The 17,524-nt window shown below is 33.8% G+C and carries 17 protein-coding genes; 9 read left to right on the top strand and 8 right to left on the bottom strand.

Translation table 11 applies throughout. The annotated features are described in order from the left end of the window. Positions 1–5: 5 nt before the first annotated feature. Both B0A67_RS12220 and B0A67_RS12225 read left to right on the top strand, forming a co-directional pair. Positions 6–779, top strand: a complete 774-nt coding sequence (locus B0A67_RS12220; protein WP_072964945.1) for a TlpA family protein disulfide reductase — start codon at positions 6–8, stop codon at positions 777–779. Between the two features lie 297 nt (positions 780–1,076). Continuing rightward, entirely contained in the window at positions 1,077–2,696 is a 1,620-nt protein-coding gene (locus tag B0A67_RS12225; RefSeq protein ID WP_072964944.1) for an ABC-F family ATP-binding cassette domain-containing protein, read from the top strand. A 61-nt stretch (positions 2,697–2,757) separates the two neighbouring features. On the opposite strand, the gene B0A67_RS24975 is transcribed toward B0A67_RS12225, so the two are convergent. From B0A67_RS24975 to B0A67_RS12245, 5 genes are all read right to left on the bottom strand, one after another. Beyond that, complete coding sequence (locus B0A67_RS24975; RefSeq protein WP_173969674.1) at positions 2,758–2,934, bottom strand: hypothetical protein; 177 nt, start codon at positions 2,932–2,934, stop codon at positions 2,758–2,760. Positions 2,935–3,109: 175 nt separating this feature from the next. Further along, positions 3,110–4,063: a Fic family protein gene (locus tag B0A67_RS12230; RefSeq protein WP_072964943.1), complete on the bottom strand. Its 954-nt coding sequence runs from the start codon at positions 4,061–4,063 to the stop codon at positions 3,110–3,112. 231 nt (positions 4,064–4,294) lie between these two features. Then, positions 4,295–4,690: a VOC family protein gene (locus B0A67_RS12235; RefSeq protein ID WP_072964942.1), complete on the bottom strand. Its 396-nt coding sequence runs from the start codon at positions 4,688–4,690 to the stop codon at positions 4,295–4,297. 39 nt (positions 4,691–4,729) lie between these two features. Then, entirely contained in the window at positions 4,730–5,617 is an 888-nt protein-coding gene (locus B0A67_RS12240; RefSeq protein WP_072964941.1) for a DUF4435 domain-containing protein, read from the bottom strand. Beyond that, positions 5,618–6,988, bottom strand: coding sequence for an AAA family ATPase (locus B0A67_RS12245; protein WP_072964940.1), 1,371 nt, complete (start codon positions 6,986–6,988; stop codon positions 5,618–5,620). It lies immediately after the preceding gene. A gap of 256 nt (positions 6,989–7,244) precedes the next feature. On the opposite strand from B0A67_RS12245, the gene pyrR reads away from it, so the two are divergent. The 7 genes from pyrR to B0A67_RS12280 all read left to right on the top strand — a co-directional run bounded on the left by pyrR (position 7,245) and on the right by B0A67_RS12280 (position 12,501). Next, positions 7,245–7,784 carry a bifunctional pyr operon transcriptional regulator/uracil phosphoribosyltransferase PyrR gene (gene pyrR / locus B0A67_RS12250; RefSeq protein WP_072964939.1) on the top strand — a complete coding sequence of 180 codons (540 nt, stop codon included), beginning with the start codon at positions 7,245–7,247 and terminating at the stop codon, positions 7,782–7,784. A gap of 107 nt (positions 7,785–7,891) precedes the next feature. Then, a complete protein-coding gene (locus B0A67_RS12255) occupies positions 7,892–8,533 on the top strand; it encodes a DUF6891 domain-containing protein (RefSeq protein WP_072964938.1) in 642 nt (213 codons plus the stop codon). 85 nt (positions 8,534–8,618) lie between these two features. After that, complete coding sequence (locus tag B0A67_RS12260; protein ID WP_072964937.1) at positions 8,619–9,545, top strand: aspartate carbamoyltransferase catalytic subunit; 927 nt, start codon at positions 8,619–8,621, stop codon at positions 9,543–9,545. A 188-nt stretch (positions 9,546–9,733) separates the two neighbouring features. Further along, a complete protein-coding gene (locus B0A67_RS12265) occupies positions 9,734–10,066 on the top strand; it encodes a ribonuclease Z (protein ID WP_072964936.1) in 333 nt (110 codons plus the stop codon). A 122-nt stretch (positions 10,067–10,188) separates the two neighbouring features. Next, positions 10,189–11,094, top strand: coding sequence for a ribonuclease Z (locus tag B0A67_RS12270; RefSeq protein ID WP_072964935.1), 906 nt, complete (start codon positions 10,189–10,191; stop codon positions 11,092–11,094). Between the two features lie 89 nt (positions 11,095–11,183). After that, positions 11,184–11,828 carry a pyridoxamine 5'-phosphate oxidase gene (gene pdxH, locus B0A67_RS12275; RefSeq protein ID WP_072964934.1) on the top strand — a complete coding sequence of 215 codons (645 nt, stop codon included), beginning with the start codon at positions 11,184–11,186 and terminating at the stop codon, positions 11,826–11,828. A gap of 169 nt (positions 11,829–11,997) precedes the next feature. After that, on the top strand, positions 11,998–12,501 hold the full coding sequence (locus tag B0A67_RS12280) for a CAP domain-containing protein (protein ID WP_072964933.1): 504 nt from the start codon (positions 11,998–12,000) through the stop codon (positions 12,499–12,501). Positions 12,502–12,649: 148 nt separating this feature from the next. Here the strand turns inward: B0A67_RS12280 and B0A67_RS12285 are convergent, their stop codons facing one another. From B0A67_RS12285 to B0A67_RS12295, 3 genes are all read right to left on the bottom strand, one after another. Continuing rightward, entirely contained in the window at positions 12,650–14,590 is a 1,941-nt protein-coding gene (locus B0A67_RS12285; protein WP_072964932.1) for an OmpA family protein, read from the bottom strand. Positions 14,591–14,602: 12 nt separating this feature from the next. Then, positions 14,603–15,520 (bottom strand): PorP/SprF family type IX secretion system membrane protein, encoded by a 918-nt coding sequence (locus B0A67_RS12290; RefSeq protein WP_072964931.1) that lies wholly within the window; start codon positions 15,518–15,520, stop codon positions 14,603–14,605. Positions 15,521–15,676: 156 nt separating this feature from the next. Beyond that, a partial coding sequence (locus tag B0A67_RS12295) for an HYR-like domain-containing protein (RefSeq protein ID WP_207557333.1) occupies positions 15,677–17,524 on the bottom strand: 1,848 nt, incomplete at its 5' end.

The raw sequence follows: 17,524 nt of genomic DNA on the forward strand, positions 1-17,524 counted from the left end.
AACTCATGCAAAAATCAATTTTTAGTATCATAACATTTTTAATATTTTCACTTTCTATTGCCCAAACCCAATACCGAAATCCGGAAGTTGACCCAATCCAAATTCAAAAAGCATATACAGATTGGTCCGCTTACCAAAGTAAAAACATCATGCTTTCCGGAGATTTTATAGCATTAGATCCACTTTCTGCAGCAATTTCAAAAGAGTCTTTCTTAAATCAGTTGGCCAACGGAAACTTCATCCCCATTCGATTAAAATCAGAGGATTCAAAATACTATTATAAACTATTTGAAATTCAGCCCAATTCAGATACCAGTATAAAAGCCACCATCAATCAAATTGGTTTCGATGCCCACAAAAATTTCGAAATGGAAGGAACTCCCTTTCCAAAATTCTCGTTCAAAGATTTAAACGGGAATCTGATAACAAATGAATCCATGAAAGGGAAAATAATTGTCATAAAATGCTGGTACATTCACTGTACGCCCTGCATCAAAGAATTTCCTCAGGTAAATAAACTAGCAGACGAATACAAAGACCGAAAAGATATCCTGTTTATAAGTCTCGCCGAAGATTCACCGGAAAAATTAAAGGCTTTTTTAACGAAACGACCTTTAAAATATTCGGTAGTTCCAAATATGAAAGTCTATATGAATGAAGCTCTGCAACTCAATTCATTCCCAACACATTTTATTCTGAACAAAGACGGTATGATCGCAAAAGTACTGCCTAATTTTGAGAGTCTTGAAGTCGCTTTAGAGAAAGAAAGTAAATTGTAATTTTTTTAAACCATATAAGTGATATAAGAAATTATAAGTTTGCCTATATGAACTTATGTAGCTGTTAAATTAATCTCGCAAAGACGCAAAGGCGCAAAGTTTTTCTTTTTTAAGTTTAGTTTAAATGAACTTATGTCACTTATATGGTAAAAATTTTCAACACAAAGTATGTTTTCTTTGCGCCTCTGCGGCTTTGCGAGAAATTTTCTTCGCATGGTGAAAACTTAGAACCTTAGCACCTTTGCAACTTAGAACCTTTTTTCGTACTTTTGCACCAAATTAATTAAAAAGACATTCATGTTAACAGTCAATAATTTATCAGTTCAATTTGGCAAACGAATTTTGTTTGACGAAGTAAATACAACATTCACACACGGAAATATTTATGGAGTTATTGGAGCCAATGGTGCTGGAAAATCTACTTTTCTAAAAATCATTTCAGGCGACATTGACCCAACTTCTGGCCACATTCATTTAGAACCGGGAAAACGTATGTCGGTTTTAAACCAGAATCACAACATGTTCGATGAGCATACGGTTTTGGAAACTGTTTTGATGGGGAATAAAGTTTTGTACGCTGTTAAAAAAGAAATGGATGAACTTTATTTAGACTACAACGACAAAAACGCAGACCGAATTGGAGAACTTCAGGTTCAGTTTGAAGAAATGAACGGTTGGAACGCAGATTCTGATGCCGCATCAATGTTGTCGAACTTAGGAATCAACGAAGAGCATCATTATACTTTAATGGGCGATCTAGAGGGAAAAATTAAAGTACGTGTGCTTTTGGCGCAGGCACTTTTTGGAAACCCGGATTTGCTTATTATGGATGAGCCTACCAACGACCTGGATTTTGAAACCATCTCTTGGTTAGAAAATTTCTTAGCCAATTATGAAAATACAGTAATTGTAGTATCTCACGACCGTCACTTTTTAGATTCAGTTTGTACACATATTTCTGATATCGATTTTGGAAAAATCAATCACTATTCAGGAAACTATACTTTCTGGTACGAGTCTAGCCAATTAGCGGCAAAACAACGTGCACAGCAAAACAAAAAAGCCGAAGAAAAGAAACAGGAATTAGAAGAATTTATTCGTCGTTTCAGCGCGAACGTTGCCAAATCGAAACAAGCAACATCTCGTAAAAAAATGATTTCTAAATTGAATATTTCAGATATCAAACCTTCAAGCCGTCGTTATCCGGCAATTATTTTTGATCAGGATCGTGAAGCAGGAGATCAGATTTTGAACGTAGAAAATTTAGAAGCTTCTGTAGATGGAGATCTTTTGTTTAAAGGTGTAGATCTAAATATGGCAAAAGGTGATAAAATCGTCCTTTTCTCTAAGGATTCGCGTGCTACAACAGCATTCTACGAAATTTTGAACAATCAGCAAAAAGCAGACGCGGGAACTTTCGATTGGGGAATTACAACCAACCAAGCTTATTTGCCGGCAGAAAATCATTCATTCTTTGAAAACGATTTAACATTGGTAGACTGGTTACGTCAGTATGCAAAAACCGAAGAAGAGCGCGATGAGGTATTTATTAGAGGATTCTTAGGGAAAATGATTTTCTCAGGAGAAGAAGCTTTGAAAACAAGCCGTGTATTATCAGGAGGAGAAAAAGTACGTTGTATGCTCTCGAGAATGATGATGGAAAGAGCGAATATCCTAATGCTTGATGAACCAACGAATCACTTAGATTTGGAGTCGATTACAGCTTTCAATAACTCTTTGAAAAACTTTAAGGGATCCGTAATTTTCACTACACATGACCACGAGTTTGCACAAACTGTTGGTAATAGAGTAGTAGAGTTAACGCCAAACGGAGCAATCGATCGTTATATGACATTTGATGAATATCTTGACGACGAAAAAGTTCAGGAATTAAGAACAAAAATGTACGCGAAATAAAACATAGTTTTAGATAAAAAAAGAAATCCCGATCAGTAAATGATCGGGATTTTTTTTATGTTTATTTCTTACCACCAAAAAGCTTGGCGAATATAAAGATGATGATCGCAACAATAAAGATGACGATAAAAATCCCGAATCCCATTCCGGCTTTAAAAATGTCTCCAATAACTTCGCAACTGGTAAATGAAAATAGTATTACGAATACCATTAACAAACGTGTAATGTTCTTTTGCATGATTTTGCTGTTTTAGTGTTTTAAAAAGAATTTTATATTCTAATTATCGTTAGATTAAAATTACTTCAAACAACAAAAAAACGTGTTATATAATTTTGCGGGAAAGTTCTATGATTTGGAGATTATATAGAATAGAAGTGCGTTTTTGTTAGGCAATAAACTCAATCAATCCTTTTTATTTTTTGATGTATATTGTTGTTTTTTTATCGCCACTTTTTTCAATAATTTGGTTTTCTACACCTGTCCTTAAATCTCTGCTGGCTGTTGCAGATGACAACTCACTAAAATATTTCATATAATCTTTTCTTGTGAATTCTTCTTTTACGTTTTCAATAAATAATTCCAGCCGTTCTGTTTCGTTTAATTTTTTTGTAGAATTTTCAAGCAATGACGAAAGTGAAGTGTCTATTATTTGTAGCATGTACGAAATGAAATTGGTTGATTTTCCTTGTTTGTCACAAACCGATAAAACCTTATAATATTCTTCCTGATTTTTTGAAATTAAAGTTTCGAATGGCAGGAATTCAAATAATTTATATTCGCTCATCAAAATCAGGGTTTGCCATAATCTTCCCATTCTTCCATTTCCATCCATAAAAGGATGAATGAATTCCATTTCATAATGAAAAACACAACTTTTTATTAACGTGATTTCAGATTTATCTCTTAAATATTCGAATAAATCTTTCATCAAAAAAGGAACATTTTGATAAGGAGGCGCAATATGTTCAACTTTTCCGCCTTTTACAATTCCAACTCCTTTTTTTCTGTAAGTTCCCGGATCTTCAATTAGATTTTTCATTAACAATTTATGAGCTTTCAAAAAATCTTTTTCAAACTGATATTTTAAGGAACTTAAGTTATCATATACCTCTAAAGCATTTAAGACTTCAATGATATCTTTTTGAGGTCCCACAACTCTCTTGTTTTCAAGAATTGCAGTAATTTGTTCCTCAGACAATGTGTTTCCTTCAATACTTAACGAAGAATGAATTGTTTTTATCTTATTTTGTTTTCTTAATGTAGGGTTTTGTTTTACTAAATATTTGGCGTTTACTTCTCCAATTTTCTCAGAGACAGAAACGATTAATTTTAATATTTCGGGAGTTATTTCGTATGAAGGTTTCATTTTGATACTATCATTTGATACTATCAAAAGTAATAAATATGAATGATTGTAGTCGATTTTATTTCAACAATTATTAGTTTTTAAAAAAAGTGCTATATATTTTAATTCAAAAGTTCTATGATTTTGATTAATCTTAAAGGATATCAAGATATTCAAAAAGAGCCATAGGCTCGACCCATATTGTAGGGCTGTCCCGAGGCTTCGGGATTAATCCAGTAGAAGAATGAATCGTTATAACATCTCAATAAGCTGAATTTTATTCCCGCAAGTATCATCCAGAATAGCAATTTTTACATTTCCCATTTCAGTTGGTTTCATGCTAAATTCTACGCCAAGATGTACAAGACGATCATATTCTTCCTGGAGATTATCTACATTAAATTGCGTGTACGGAATTCCGGCTTTAAACAGCGCTTTTTGATACGTTTTTGAAGGTTCAAAATGATTAGGTGATGGTTCTAATAAAACTTCAATGCCATCTGGTTCATCTTTAGAAACTACCGTTAACCATCTGTTGCCTTCGCCTAAAGGCATATCATGTTTTTTAATAAAACCTAATTTTGTAGTATAAAATTGTAATGCCTTTTCTTGGTCTTGAACTGGAATTCCTATGACTTTTACTTTCATGGTTTTATAGCTTTTTACTTGTATTTTGGTAATAGAAAATTAGGCACAAGTTTTTAGAAAATTAATAAGATTGCTCGTAGTTTCGGCATATTGAGAAAGTTGAGTTAAAACTAAAGCAGAATCTATTTTAAATTTAGTTTTTTTCTTTAATATGGCTTTTGTTGTATTTGCATCATTTATAATAAAGTTTATATATTTTATAATGAATTCAATTTCATATTTTCCTCTAAATCTTAAAGTCGGTTCTTTGGAAAAAAAGAACTCTCTGTTTTTATTTAAATCTTCTTCCGTGACATCAATGGCATTAGGATATTTTTCTTTAATATCTTCAAGCGAATAGTTTGAAGTAATAGAATTAAATGAAAAAGTAATAAAATCCTTAGGAAATTTTTCATCTAAGCTAACATTAGTTGATTGATTTAGGGCTTTTGCTTTTTCTTTTGCGGAGAAATACCATAAATTAAATAAACTAGTTGCTTGATGAAACTCTTTTTGTCTTTGGTTGAATAAATCCATTAATTTTATGTATTCTGAATCTGTAATTTTAAGGAAAAATTCATTTTTTAAAATTCTATTTATTACATTTTCAGTACAGTAAAAATTTTCTATGGAATAACCACATGTTGTATATAAACCAACTTTTTCATTCTTTTCGTCGAAATCTGAATCGACAAAAAAGGAGGTTTTATAATTTGGATACTTAAATTTAATAAAATCATATACCTCAAAAACCGCTTTTTTGTTTCCGCAAATTATAGGGTGGTGGTTTTGATTGTAAATATTTATTCTTGGGAAATAATATTGAGAATCAGATCCTTCAAAGAAGCAAAATAGATCGGCACTATGTTCTTTTCTATGTAAAAGAACAAACCTATGAAAAGCTACTTTAGGAGATTTCGCTTTGTTTAATAAATCCTTTGGTTGCATTTAGTTAAATTTAATATAGTCAGTTAAACCAAATGCATAATTTTCCATTTGGTTATCATAAATAAATGGTGAATGAGTTACTGTAAGTAAGAAGCTACACTTTTTTGAATCTAAAATATCTGATAATAACCTTTGTTGCCAATAAATTGATAGCGAAAGTTCTGGCTCATCAAATAGTATAATAAAAGATTTGTCTAGCTCTAGATAAATTTTAGAAAAAAGTGAAACTATCTGTTTTTCTCCTGATGATAATTGTTCTAGTTCAATTTCATCATTCGCATTAACTCTAAAAATTTTTAGCGTTACAGAACTTTCATCATAAATAAATTGTTTTAAGTTCAAATACTTATTGCACGTTTCAGCAAAATTTTTGATAGAAACATCAAGTGTTTCTTGTTCGTTGTATAAATCAATTAATTTATCAATCAAGTACAGTAATCCCTTATTATTTTTATCTCCTGATTTTATATAATTTTTTATGTTCTCCTTGTCAATTTCGCTTATAGAATTGCCAACTCTGTCAAGAATAATCTGTAATTTTTTATTATCGACTTTGTTTTTTAGTGTATAATTTTTAAATTCATTAGATAGTTGACTTAATAGATCTCCTGTAATTTTTGAAAAACCTAATAGAGACATTTCCCTAATTTCTTCTGTTAAATTTTCAATGCGTTCCATGACATCTTCCATTCCGAATTTTAAATTATCGTCAAAATTTGAATTAGAAAAGTCATCGTCATCATCCCACTTAGGAATGATATTATGTGAATTTCGTTTTACTTTAAGGGTTTCAATATGAGATTCTATTCTTCGATACGTTGGGAAATATAAAATTTTAGATGAAATATTTAGATCTAAAACATCTACTACCCTTTGAAAATTTATTGCTTCAAATTCTTCTATAAATTTGGTTATATTATCATATATGAATTTTGTTGGAGCATTTATTTTAATATCAATTTTATTCAGTTGCTCGCTAACAGCTATTCTTTTAGTTAATTCACTAACATTTTTATCTAAAATTATCTTTTTAAATGTATCAACATTATCTTTTGTGATTTTATCTCGCAATAATTGAAAGAAATGACTTTCCTGATTCCTGCTTCTGCCCTCTACAAAAAAGTTTAGATCACTCTTAGTAAATGATATTTTACTTTTGTTACCAAAAACTATTTCTATTGACTCAAATTTTAAATTATTTAGTTTATTGAATTTTTTATCTAAAATAAAATATAAAGCATTAAGGATAGTAGTTTTTCCTAATCCATTTTCTCCAACTAAAATTTTGTAACGATCATTAAAATCGATATCAACATCCTGATATCCAAATAGTTTTGAAATTTTAAATCTGGTAATTCTAGTTTTTAGCATATAGTTTCCTTTAAAAATTATCCTAAATATAATATGATATAATAGATTATTAAATATTTATTTGTTTCAAAAATAGAAATATATAATTGAAAATTTATACGGAAAACCGTAAATTAAAATATAAAAGTTATCTAAAAACAATTCTACTTCAAACCCAAGATACTTTCATTTCAATAAAAAAATATTTCCCCACTCAACACCCCAACAAATAAATTCTGATTTCGTATATTTGCCCAACCAAACATTACACTTAATTATGAGCCAAAAAGTATTACTTAATTCAAAAGAAGTTACTATCATACTCCATCGTTTGGCTTGTCAGTTAATCGAAAAACACCTTGATTTCTCGGATACTATTTTGGTTGGGATTCAGCCAAGAGGCGTTTTTTTAGCTGAACGTTTAAAACAAATATTAGAAAACGAATACCAGGTTCCGGAGATTTCTTTAGGATATCTGGACATCACTTTTTTTAGAGATGATTTTCGTCGTACTGATAAACCGCTGGAAGCCAATAAAACACAAATAAATTTTATAGTCGAAAACAAGAAAGTCATTTTTATCGATGACGTATTGTTTACCGGACGAAGCATACGTTCTGCTTTGACCGCAATTCAGTCTTTTGGGCGACCATCAGAAATCGAATTGTTAGTGTTAATCGACAGACGTTTTAGCCGTAATTTACCTATTCAGCCCGATTATCGTGGCCGTCAGGTAGATGCTATCAATGGCGAAAAAGTAAAAGTAAGCTGGAAAGAGAATGAAGGCGAGGATGCCGTTTATTTGATAACGAATTAAAAGTTTAATCGGTGATTTATTTAATTGCTTAATAGGAAGGAAACGATTACCGGTATAGCAAATAAACGCTTAAACAAATCAACAAATAAACGATTAAACAAAAAAATATGACAGAGAATGAAGCGTTTATTTATGAATCCATTTTTAATCAGGTAAGAATGGGATTTCTTTCTCTTGATGAGATTCAGGAGAACATTATAGAAGAAATTGAAGACAACGAATTTGCAGATGAAATCTCAGAAGAGTGGGCTTTCGATAAAATAAGGGAAGAATACCAAAAGTTATTGTCAGAAAGTAAACAATGGGAAAGCCCGACAGATACTGAAAGGCTAATAAATGCGTTTGATGAATTAGGTGATGAAAACATCGTCGCACTTCACAACGCAGGTTACACTACAACTGACGGTGAATATGAAGTAGTTGAAGTGGAAAGAGAACTTCAGGAAAATGAAGTAGAATCAGACGGTTATTGCTTTTATCACGAACAGGATTTAGCGAGAGCAATTGCAGTTGAAAATCCAAGTTTGTTTATCGCTTTTCAGAAAGTAGATAATTCTGATGATGCAACAACAATAGAAGTAGGGAAAGTAGTAGCCGAAGTTTTAATAAACAACGATTTTAAAATAAAATGGGACGGCTCTGCCAGAACAAAAATTGAAATTCCGGGTTTCAGATGGCAAAAGATTTTTGATGAAGACGCAAGAGACCTCCAGGATTACAGTGAAGTTGTAGACAGAATGGTTCAATAAGCAGCTTCTCTTTTTTAGAAGCATTGAAGAACTGAATATTTTCAGAAATTCATGAATTTGACAAATAAATATTAAAGAAATAAAAATGAAAGAATTAAGCGTAAATCATTTATTAGGAATAAAATACATCAACGAGAATGATATTAACCTGATTTTTGAAACTGCCGATCATTTTAAAGAAGTCATTAACAGACCTATTAAAAAAGTTCCTTCATTACGAGATATTACCATTGCCAATATTTTCTTTGAGAATAGTACCAGAACAAAACTTTCGTTCGAGTTGGCTCAAAAACGATTATCTGCTGATGTTATCAGTTTTTCGGCAGCTCAGTCTTCGGTTAAAAAAGGAGAAACCCTGATCGATACTGTAAATAATATCCTTTCCATGAAAGTAGACATGGTTGTAATGCGCCACTCCAATCCCGGAGCGGCTTATTTTTTATCCAAAAATGTCAAAGCCAGTATTGTAAACGCCGGAGACGGTGCACACGAACATCCTACGCAGGCTTTGCTTGACAGTTATTCAATAAGAGAAAAATTAGGCGATGTAGCCGGAAAAAAAGTAGTTATTGTAGGCGATATTCTGCATTCGAGAGTGGCCTTGTCCAACATATATGCTTTGCAAATGCAAGGTGCCGAAGTAAAAGTTTGCGGACCAAAAACATTAATCCCAAGATATATCGAATCGCTTGGAGTTACAGTTGAGCCCAATTTAAGAAAAGCTTTAGAATGGTGTGACGTAGCGAATATGCTTCGCGTACAAAACGAACGTATGGATGTGAATTTTTTCCCGTCAACACGTGAATATGCGCAACAATACGGAGTAGACAAATCTTTATTAGATTCCCTTGGAAAAGAAATTGTCATCATGCACCCCGGACCAATCAACAGAGGAGTAGAGATAACTTCTGAAGTAGCCGACTCAGATCATTCTGTGATTTTGAATCAGGTCGAAAATGGTGTAGCGATCAGAATGGCGGTGATTTATCTTTTGGCGTCTAAGATTCAATAGTTTTAGTTTTCAGTTTGGGGCGCAGTTTTCAGTATTAACAATGTCTCATACCACAGTTGTCATCCTGAGCGGAGTCGAAGGCTTGTAAGTTAAAAAGGGCTTCGACTCCGTTCAGTCTAACAAACCTGAAACAAAAAATAAAAAAACTTCGTACCTTAGCTCTCACAACAGTGCCTATAAATAAGAAGATGAAAGTAGATCAAAAAGGACATACCGTTACGATTAAAAATACACAGGGAGATTTTAATGCTTTTCTGGAAAAAGTAACGCAGCAATTTAAAACCTTTGAAAAACAAAACATTATAATCGATTTATCAGCAGACTCCGGTTTGTCTGAAAAAGATTTAAAGCTTTTTTTACCACTTGTAAAACAGCAAAAAAAAGCCAAAAAATCATTTGTAATTGTGGTGGAAGATCTTGATTTTAATGCTGTTTCGGATAAATTGACTGTTGTTCCATCCCTTTTGGAAGCGCACGATATTATCGAAATGGAAGAAATTGAAAGAGACCTCGGGTTTTAAAATTGGTTTAGTTGTTTAGCAGTTTAATCGGTTAATCGTTCCGCTGTTTAATCAATTTTGCGATGGAACAAATTACCAATTTTGCAATTGAACAAATAAACAATTAAACGAATTAACAAAAATTGAAACTTACCATACTAGGCTGTTATGCCGCGACTCCCAGAACAATTACCAACCCGACTTCGCAGGTTTTAGAAATTAAGAGCAGATTATTTTTAATTGATTGCGGCGAGGGAACTCAGGTACAATTACGTAAAAACAAGATTAAATTCTCGAAAATTAATCACATTTTTATTTCGCATTTACACGGTGATCACTTTTTTGGATTAATAGGGACTATTTCGACTTTTGCCCTGTTAGGCCGTACAACTGATTTGCATATTTACGGACCAAAAGGAGTAAAGGAAATTATTACTTTACAACTAAAGTTATCCAATTCCTGGACCACTTACGAGCTTTTCTTTCATGAGCTGGAATCAAAAGAAAGCGAAGTGATCTTTGAAGATAACAGAGTTATTGTAAAAACAATTCCGCTGAAACATCGCGTATATACCAACGGATTCTTATTTCAGGAAAAACCCGGAGAACGAAAACTAAATGTTGAGGCTGTTCAGCAATACGATATTCATACTGCTTATTATCAAAAAATAAAAGGGGGTGGAGATGTGACACTTGATGACGGAACAGTAATCGAAAATGAAAAATTATCGTTTGATCCTATTCCCGCACTGAGTTATGCCTTTTGCTCTGATACCGTTTACAACGAAGCTATTATTCCGATTATAAAAGATGTTGATGTTTTATATCATGAATCTACCTTTTTGGAATCAGAAGCTGCTTTAGCTCTAAAAACATTGCATTCTACTGCCAAAGAAGCAGCAACAATTGCGCTTAAAGCAAATGCAAAACAATTGGTATTAGGGCATTATTCTACACGATATGACGGTATTGAACGTTTTAAAGTAGAAGCCCAGGAAATTTTTCCTAACGTACTTTTGGGAGATGACGGAGTTTCTTTTGAGTGGTAAAAAAAAGTTATGAGTTTAGAGTTATGAATTATCAGTTTAAGAGAAAATCTAACAATCTAAGCAGTTTAACAATCTAAAGATCTAAAAAAATGAGTGATTTAAGCAATTATAGAAAATCTTACGAGAAAAGTGAATTATTAGAAACGAATATTCCTGAAGATCCCATTAATCTTTTTAACAGATGGTTTCATGAAGTAGAAGAGTTCGGTGCTGGCGGAGAAGTAAATGCCATGACAATTTCGACTATTGGCTTGGATGCTTTTCCGAAATCGAGAGTAGTTTTATTAAAGAAATTTTCAGAAGAAGGTTTTATTTTCTATACTAATTATGATTCAGAAAAAGGAAAAGCGATCGCTGCAAATCCTCATGTATGCTTGTCTTTTTTTTGGCAGGAGATGGAACGTCAGGTAATTATAAAAGGTATTGCACAAAAAACATCTGAAAATATTTCTGATGGCTATTTTGATTCCCGCCCGGACGGAAGTAAGTTAGGTGCAATTGTTTCGCATCAAAGTGACGTGATTCCGTCAAGAACTTTCTTAGAGGAAAATCTGAAGAAATTAGAGAAAGAATTTGAAGGAAAACCAATCCCGAGACCTGAAAATTGGGGAGGATATTTAGTCACTCCTCTTGAAGTAGAATTCTGGCAGGGAAGGCCTAATAGATTGCATGACAGGATTCGTTATCAGAGTCAATCTGATTTTTCATGGAAAATTGAGCGACTTTCTTCTTAATTTGTAAGATTTTTACTTTTTTAAAATAAATTAACATGTAGTTCATCGATTAATTTTGCAGTTAGCCGATAAATTGAATAAGTTTGAATAAGAAACAAAAACAATTTATCTAAAATATAATTTAAGGAATTTGCCCCAACATTTACTTTAATTTTAACTGCTATTGATTATGAAAAAGATAATGTGTGCCATGATGTTCGTTGTAATTTCGATTACAATGAACTCATGCTCTGCAGATAGTGCAGAGGGAACGGATAATAGTACTACAACTGAAGCTCTGATAGCAAACTACTCTTATAATGATTCAGAGACAGAAACCATGAAACTTATTAATGATTATCGTTTAAGTATTGGTTTGAATGCCTTAGAAAAAATAAATCATATTTCGTTTAAATGCGAAGAACATAATAATTACATGATTGCCAATAATGTTGTTGATCATAATGATTTTACTTCACGTTCGAATAATATTGTGAGTGTTTTAGGAGCTAAAAAAGTAGGCGAAAATGTAGCTTATAATTATAAAACTTCTGAAGCAGCTGTAAAAGCATGGTTAGATAGTCCGGGACATAAACAAAATATCGAAGGAGATTTTACTCATTTTGGTTTATCAGTAACAACAGATCCTAAAACAGGAAAAAAATATTACACGAATATATTCGCTAAAATTTAAAATATTATTGGACTGGTTGGTTTTTAGTAGTCGTTGCAAATCTAAGATTTGCAACGACTTTTTTTTTAGTATAATTACAAAATAAAAAATCCAAATCCCAATACGTCTATTCGTTATTGGAATTTGGATTTTTAAAATATTGAATTATTTAAAGTCCCATAATAATAAATTCGCTTCTTCTGTTCATTTGATGTTCCTCTTCAGTACATTGTAATCCGTCAGAACAGCCGTTTACAAGCTGTGTTTCACCATATCCTTTTCCTGTCAATCGGTTTTTGGCGACACCGTTTTTAATCAGCCAGTCAATGGTCGATTTTGCTCTTCGGTTTGATAAAGTCTGATTGTACTGGTGCGTAGCCCTGCTGTCGGTATGCGAACGAATATCGAGTTTCATTGTTGGGTTGTTGTTCAGTACGTCCAGGATTTTTTCCAGATCCAGCGCTGCTTCGGTTCTGATGTTTGATTTATCCAAATCGAAATAAATCATTTTGATGCCAAAACATTTTCCTAAATCATCGCCAATGGTCACTTTGCAGGTTGATTTATCCAGTGCAATCGGAAGGCTTGTTTTTCCGGTTAGTTTTCCAATAGTTACACTGACTTCTTTAGTAGTATAATCTTGTTTTTCTGCCCTTACGTTATAAGTTTTTCCGCATTCAACAGCAAAAGTATAATAGCCACTTGCATCTGAAATTGTAGTGTTTTTGATAGTTGTACCTTCGTATAAAGTGACTTTGGTGTCCGGCAAAACGACATTTGTCTGGCTATCAGTGATAATGCCTTCTAAGGTCTGAACACATTGCAGTTTTCTGGTTTCCAAAAACTTGTAGATGTCATCAGATCCCTGACCGCCCTCTTTATTAGAACTGAAATAGCCTCTTCTTGAAGCGGGATCTATGATATAAGCAAAATCATCTTGTGGGGAATTGACATCGGCACCTACATTCTGAATGTTGCTTATGGTTGCGTTGTCTTCGATTTTGCCCACAAATACATCAAGTCCTCCAAGTCCGGGATGTCCGTCTGAGGCAAAATAGATTTCGTTTTCACTGGTCACATACGGAAAAGTTTCCTTGCCTTCAGTATTGATCGTATTGCCCAGGTTCTCCGGTGTGCTATAACCTCCGTTATTGTTAATGCTTACTTTATAAATATCCGATTGACCTAACGTTCCGGGCATATCCGATGCAAAATACAAGGTCTTTTCGTCAGGGCTCAAAGCAGGATGCGCCGTGCTGTAATTGTCGCTGTCAAAAGGAAGTTCGGTAATGTTGGTCCATTTGCCGTTATTATCCAGTGTAGCTTTGTATATTTTGACTAAAGTAATTTTGTTGTCATCTTTTCCTTTTTTGCCGTTTACATAATTGTTTCGGGTAAAATAAACTGTTTTTCCGTCTTTGGTAAACACGGGCGAAGATTCATGGAACTTGGTATTGATCGAAGTTTTAAACTTGTTTACTTTCGAAGCTGTATTGGTGGCAGGATCTACATCGGCAAAATACAAATTGGTAAAATATTCATTGGTCCATTTGTGTTTGCGCTGCGAGAAGTTCCCGGTATCCCTTGCCGAGGCAAAGTATACTTTGTTGTCGTATACAAAAGATCCGTAATCAGAATATTTAGAGTTGATTCCGGCATCTTCGATTTTATAACGTCCCGAGTTGGCTTTGATCTGATCCAGATAATTGACATCTTCCTTGTATAATTTTCCCCTGTTGTCATTTTTGAATTTGGCATTGAACTCTGCCAGGATCTTATTGGCCTTATCGGTCTGTCCTGTTGATTTTAGTGATTGTGCATAACGGTAATAATACTCCGGTTCTACACTTGTATTCATGGCAAACAGTTCGGTGTACCATTTGGCTGCGCCGTCAAAATCAGAATTGAAATAATAGGAATTCCCCAGTTTCTTGAACATATCCTCCGATTTGTATCCTTTCTCGGCGACACGTTCATAGGTCTTAATGGCATCGATATAAGCGTAATTGTCGTATTTTTTATCACCGGCCGCTGCTTTGGATTGCTGTGCATAACTGTCAAATGAAAAAACAATTATCAGGGTCAGGCAAAGGAATATATAATTTTTCATAATCATTTATTTTTAGAAGAAACGTGGTGTGGTCATTTTACCGTTGTTTTTGAAGAATTCATAACGCAGGAAGATTTCATGTGATCCTGAGTTATAATTGTTTAGTTTGGTGGTTTCACGATCATAACCGTAGCCTATGTACAAACCGTCTGTAACCTGAAAACCGACCATGGCACTCACCGAGGCGCTCCATCTGTAGGCCGCTCCCACAACAAATTTGTCGATGAACATAAAGTTGGCCGAGATGTCGACCTGAAGCGGTGCTCCTTCGACCATTTTACCCAAAACAGCGGGTTTGAACTTGATGTATTGGTATTTATCCAGATCAAATACGTAACCTGCAATTAAATAATAATTGATTTTATCTTTATAAATGGCGATATCATTGTCATCATAACGATTGGTTTCAATAAAATTTGGAACTGATAATCCGATATACGCCTTATCAGAATGCCAGTAGACCCCGGCTCCGATATTGGGTTTAAAGACATTATCCAGGTTCTGAAATTGCGGGTCTCCCTGATCGGCAGGATTTAATTTATTGACATCGAGATTGAATAGATTCCCCGTGGCTTTTATCCCAAAGGAAAGCTTGAAATCAGCTGAGGTCTGAACAGTATAGGAGAGATCAACCGATAGATTATTCTCATTGGTGGGACCAATTTTATCATTGATCAAAGATACACCAACTCCTAAATTGCTGTTGTTAATAGGACTGTTAACCGAGAAACTACTGGTCTCAGGAGCTCCGTCGAGTCCCACCCATTGGGTACGATATAAACCAAAAATACTCAAAGCTCCTCGTGATCCCGCATAAGCAGGATTTATGGTGATGGTGTTGTACATGTATTGCGTAAATTGTGCATCTTGCTGTGCATAACCGGCAATACTTACAAACATAATGACGAAGAAAAATAATTTTGTTCTCATAGTAGATTATTTTTATTATTACTATTGATTTTTTTTATTAATTACAATCCTAAAAAAAGTCAATTCATTTGTATATTCAAAAATAAGGATTTTTTCTATTAATTATTTGTAAATATATTTATATGTCTTTGCCAGACAGTGTTTTATTGATGTTTGTTATTTGGACAGATATAGATATCCATCTTTCTTATTATTCTGAATTACATTATTTCCGTCTAATGATTTATAATTAATAATGTAGAAGTAAGTTCCGGTTGGCAGTCCGTCAGATTGCTTAATAGTTGTTCTGCCTCTTGATGTTCCGTCGAAAGCGTTGGTTGTATTATTGTAATTATTAGTTTCAAAAACCAATATTCCCCAACGATTGTATATTTCTACATTGTTTTCAGGATAACAAGTTGTATCATCAATACTATCTATTTTGAAAAAATCATTTACTCCGTCGCCATTAGGAGAGAAAGCATTGTGTACCACAACATTTCCGCACGCTAATACTTTACAATCATCGTTAATAGAAAGATTTACAAACAAACTTCTTGGACAGCCCCCATCCAGTATTCGATATTCAAATTCATAATTACCGATCGGAAGTCCAAATGAAGTAACAACATTACCATTTATGGCATGAGAATTATCAGTATCAATCCAGGTACCTGTAACATTTGTCGATTTTGGCAATAGACTAAATAAGTTCACTGTTGATGAATCAGCATTACAAGCTTGAGTAGAGATTGCTGCTGTTGTTAAATCATTATTTCGGACTGTAATGGTCTGTACTAACTCGGTTTTATTATTTGCACAGTCAGTTAGAGTGTAGGTTCTTTTTAAAATGTAAGGACTACCACCACATCCAGTTCCGCCATTATTAGAATCACTTACTGTGATGTTTACAGTACTACTGCAATTATCAGCAGCATCTTTTATATCAGCAGGGCTTCCAACCGGAATATCAGCAATACTTTGTAAATCAGTAATGTCAGACGGAGCAGTTCCTGTAGGCGCAGTTGTGTCTCTAACAGTTACAATTTGAGTATATGATATAGTATTTCCTGCACAGTCACTGGTAGTCCATTTTCTGGTTAGAGTGTAATTAGAAGCGCACTCATTTGCGATATTACTTTTAGTTTCTGTGAAAACAATTGGCAGATTACCACTGCAATTATCAGAAGCTTCCATATTTGCAGGTTTAGGAACGGCATCGCAGGAAACTGTAATGTCAGAAGGAAGGGTACCGATAAATGTCGGTTTAGTAGTATCTTCAATCGTAATCACTTGCGTGAAAGTATCAGAAGTATTTCCGCAATCGTCTTTAACAGTCCAGGTATTGGTATAAGTTCCCGCATTCGAACAATCTGCAGAAGCTACAAAAGCCCCACTTACTTTAACGATATTCGAAACATCGTTATCACATGAATCAGCTGCTATTGGGAACAATGCTTGTGCAGCAGTTAAAGCCGCTACATCACTGCATTCGATAGTTTTGTTTAAAGAAACAACAGCAGTTGACCATGTTGGAGCCGAAGTATCTTGTACACTAATTGTTTGACTTACAGGAAGAGAGATATTTCCACAAGCATCTTTAGCTGTCCAAGTTCTCGTTTTCGTATAAGAACCGGCACAATTTCCTGGAGTTACAATATCTTCATAAGTTAATGAAGAAATTGTACCATTGTTGTCTGTTGCCGTAGCCTGAGCAAATACAGGTTCTGCAGGACAGGTAATAGTTGAGGTTTCCGGTAGCGGGTCAATTATTGGTTTAACAGAATCTCCATCAAGGATATCAAATGTTGCAGTATATGTACATCCTTTAGAATCAGTGACTACTACACTATAATTTCCTGCTAGAAGATTTGTGGCTGTAGCTAAAGTTTGTTCTGGAGTTGTATTCCATGAATAAGTATAAGTACCAGTTCCGCCTGAAGCTATGACAGTTGCAGATCCAGTGGAAGCTCCGCCACAACTTGCGTTTACTTGAGATTTTGAAGCTGTAAGTGCAATTTCAGG

The sequence above is a fragment of the Flavobacterium aquidurense genome (genome assembly GCF_002217195.1).
In the GTDB taxonomy this organism is placed as follows: Bacteria; Bacteroidota; Bacteroidia; order Flavobacteriales; family Flavobacteriaceae; genus Flavobacterium; species Flavobacterium frigidimaris.